We start from the raw sequence: 3,531 nt of genomic DNA, 5'->3' as shown, positions 1-3,531 counted from the left end.
GACGCGGCCGACGAGCTGAGCCTCAGCGACTATCTCGAGCAGCGCGTGTTCGCACGCGACGACGCGAGCGCCGTCGACCCCGAGCCGGGCGCGGTCGCGGGCTTCGACGACTTCCTCGCGCGGTTCCGCGCGGGGCTCGACCTCGAGCGGGCGGCGGTCGCCGCCGGCGGCGACCGAGGCGAGCGTGGAGGCAGGACAGAACGCACGGACGGCGACGAAGGAGAGACGGCATGACGGCCACGGCCCCGAGCGGACGTGACAGCGCGATCGAGAAGGTCCGCGAGGAGGTGGCCGCACTCCACGCCGAGCTGGTGCGCTACCGGCTCGTGGTGTGGACAGGCGGCAACATCTCAGGCAGGGTCCCCGGCGAGGACCTGTTCGTGATCAAGCCGAGCGGCGTCGACTACGACCACCTCGGCCCCGAGAACATGATCCTCTGCGACCTCGACGGCAACGTCATTCCCGGCACCCCGGGCAGTGAGCACGCGCCCTCGAGCGACACCGCGGCGCATGCATACGTCTACCGGAATATGCCGAACGTGGGCGGCGTCGTGCACACGCACTCGGGGTACGCCACGGCCTGGGCGGCGCGGGGCGAGCCGATCCCGTGCGTGATCACCGGAATGGCCGACGAGTTCGGCGGGGAGATCCCCGTCGGGCCGTTCGCGATCATCGGCGACGACTCGATCGGCCGCGGCATCGTCGCGACCCTCGAGGGGCACCGCTCGCGCGCGGTGCTGATGCAGAACCACGGTGTCTTCACGATCGGGAAGGACGCCCGCGACGCGGTCAAGGCGGCCGTCATGACCGAGGACGTCGCCCGCACGATCCACCTCGCCCGCCAACTCGGCGAGCCGATCCCGATTCCGCAAGAGAAGATCGACGCCCTCTTCGACCGCTATCAGAACGTCTACGGACAGAAGCCCCAAGGATCACTGTGACCACTCCCATCACCTCATACGACGACTTCGAGGTCTGGTTCTTCACCGGCAGCCAGCACCTCTACGGCGAAGAGACCCTGCGACAGGTCGCCGAGCAGTCACAGTCCCTCGTGGCGACGCTCGACGCGGCATCCGACGTGCCCGTCAAGATCGTGTGGAAGCCCGTGCTCACCGGCGCCGACCAGATCAGGCGCGCGGTGCTCGACGCGAACGCCGACGACCGCGTCATCGGCGTCATCACGTGGATGCACACCTTCAGCCCCGCCAAGATGTGGATCGCCGGGCTGCAGCTGCTCGCGAAGCCCCTGCTGCACCTGCACACGCAGGCGAACGTCGAGCTGCCGTACGGCGAGATCGACTTCGACTTCATGAACCTGAACCAGGCCGCCCACGGCGACCGCGAGTTCGGCTACGCGCTGACCCGGCTCGGCATCCGCCGCAAGTCGGTCGTCGGCCACGTCTCGAACCCGCGCGTTCAGGCGCGCATCGGCACCTGGATGCGCGCGGCCGCGGGCCGCCACGCGCTGAGCGTCCTCAAGGTCGCCCGCTTCGGCGACAACATGCGCCAGGTCGCGGTGACCGAGGGCGACAAGACCGAGGCGCAGGCGAAGCTGGGCGTCGAGGTGAACACGTGGGGCGTGAACGAGCTGGCCCAGCGCGTCGAGGCGGCGACGGATGCCGAGATCGACGCCCTCGTCGACGAATACCTGTCGTCGTACGACGTCGTCGACGAGCTGAAGCCCGGCGCCGGGCGCCACCAGTCGCTGCGCGACGCCGCCGCGATCGAGGTCGGCCTGCGCGGCTTCCTGACCGACGGCGGCTTCGGGGCCTTCACCGACACCTTCGAGGACCTCGGCGCGCTGAAGCAGCTGCCGGGCGTCGCAGTACAGCGGCTCATGGCAGAGGGCTACGGCTTCGGCGCAGAGGGCGACTGGAAGACGGCCGTGCTCGTGCACGCCGCCGCGGCGATGGGCGTCGGCCTGCCCGGCGGTGCGAGCCTCATGGAGGACTACACCTACGACCTCGTCGACGGTCACGAGACGATCCTGGGTGCGCACATGCTCGAGGTCTCCCCGTCGCTCACCTCGGCGAAGCCGAGCCTCGAGATCCACCCGCTCGGCATCGGCGGCAAGGACGACCCCGTGCGGCTCGTCTTCACGGCCGACCCAGGCCCCGCCGTCGTGGTGGCCCTCGCCGACCTGCGCGACCGCTTCCGGCTCACCGCGAACGTCGTCGACGTCGTCGAGCCCCGTGCGCCGCTGCCTCACCTTCCGGTGGGCCGTGCGGTGTGGCGCCCGCGCCCCGATTTCGAGACCTCCGCGACCGCGTGGCTCACGGCGGGCGCTGCGCATCACACGGTGATGTCGACGGCGGTCGGCCTCGAGGCGTTCGAGGATCTCGCGCGCATGCTCGGCGTCGAGCTGTTCGCGATCGACGAGAACACCCGTGCGCGCGACGTCGAGAACGTCACGCGCTGGAACCAGGCCTACTGGCGGCTGGAGGGGCGACCCTAGACCCCGGCGCGCCGGTTCGCCAGGAACGCGGCCTGCTTCTGCCACTGGAAGGTCTGACCGCCCTCGTGGCCGTTGTACGGGTACACCTCGATCGCCTTGTCGGCCGACGCCAGTGCATTGAAGCCGGCGAAGGTCGTCGACGGCGGCACCACGGTGTCCATCAGCGCGACCGAGAACAGCGCGGGCGCCGTGATGCGCTTCGCGAAGTTCACCCCGTCGAAGTACGCGGCCGTGTTCCACACCGTCTCGGTGTGGTCGCGGTGCACCGACAGATAGCGGGCGAGCTCTTGATAGGGGTCCGAGATGGCGACATCCGTGCCGTGCTCCCACGCGCACAGGAAGGCGACGTCGGGCATCAGCGCCCAGATCTCGTCGCTGAGCGCCGCGGCCGCGATCGCGATGCCGCCGCCCTGGCTGCCGCCGGTGACGGCGACGCGCGCGGGGTCGATGAAGTCCCACGTGCGCACCTCGTCGACGAGGCGCGCGGCGTCGGTGAAGACGCGGCGGTAGTAGTGCTGCCTCGGGTCGAGTATGCCCCGGGTCATCCACCCCGACACGGCGGCGTTCGCGCCGTGGGGGTCGGGCGTCTCGCCGCCGGTTCCCCAGCCGGAGCCCTGGCCGCGGGTGTCCATGAACACGTGCACGTAGCCCGCGAGCGCCCAGAGCACGCGCTCGCCCGCCACCCCGCGGCCGCCGTTGTAGCCGTTGAACTCGACGACGACGGGCAGCCTCTCGCCCTCGCGCCCCGTCGGGCGGGCCACCCACGCCTTGATCGGCTCGGCGCCCCACCCGGGGAAGGTGAGGTCCTCGACGATGAGCTCGGTGATGGGCGTGTCGGCCGGGGTGCGGCGGGCGGCGGCCGCGGCTCCGGCGAGGTCCGCCGCGGTGCGGGCCTCGGCCAGGGTCTCGCGCCAGAACGCGTCGAAGTCCTCCGGCTCGCGGACGGTCGGGGTGAAGGCTCGCAACTGCGCGAGCGACATGTCGGTGAGCGGCATGCTTCGACCCTATGCGAGCAGCAGCCCCTACGATCGGCGCATGAGACCCCGCGTGCTCGTCGTGCAGAACTCCGACGGCAG

3 protein-coding genes and 1 pseudogene are annotated in these 3,531 nt (G+C 70.8%); 3 read left to right on the top strand and 1 reads right to left on the bottom strand.

The features are described from left to right. The 3 genes and pseudogenes from ACM2XV_RS13445 to araA all read left to right on the top strand — a co-directional run. Window positions 1-234 (top strand): annotated as a pseudogene (locus ACM2XV_RS13445) (hypothetical protein); the annotation flags it as partial. Continuing rightward, complete coding sequence (locus tag ACM2XV_RS13440) at window positions 231-941, top strand: L-ribulose-5-phosphate 4-epimerase (RefSeq protein ID WP_344775016.1); 711 nt, start codon at window positions 231-233, stop codon at window positions 939-941. The pseudogene ACM2XV_RS13445 and the gene ACM2XV_RS13440, both read left to right, overlap by 4 nt. Continuing rightward, entirely contained in the window at window positions 938-2,455 is a 1,518-nt protein-coding gene (araA, locus tag ACM2XV_RS13435; RefSeq protein ID WP_487027296.1) for an L-arabinose isomerase, read from the top strand. The genes ACM2XV_RS13440 and araA overlap by 4 nt, the downstream gene beginning before the upstream one ends. Here araA and ACM2XV_RS13430 read toward each other — a convergent pair. Next, window positions 2,452-3,450, bottom strand: a complete 999-nt coding sequence (locus tag ACM2XV_RS13430; RefSeq protein WP_487027295.1) for an acetylxylan esterase — start codon at window positions 3,448-3,450, stop codon at window positions 2,452-2,454. The two genes, araA and ACM2XV_RS13430, sit on opposite strands and share 4 nt — an antisense overlap. Window positions 3,451-3,531: the final 81 nt, after the last annotated feature.

The organism is Gryllotalpicola sp. CP2-P1 (assembly GCF_057512245.1).
Note: the sequence above shows the minus strand (reverse complement) of the source record. Positions and strands in the feature narration are given on the sequence as shown.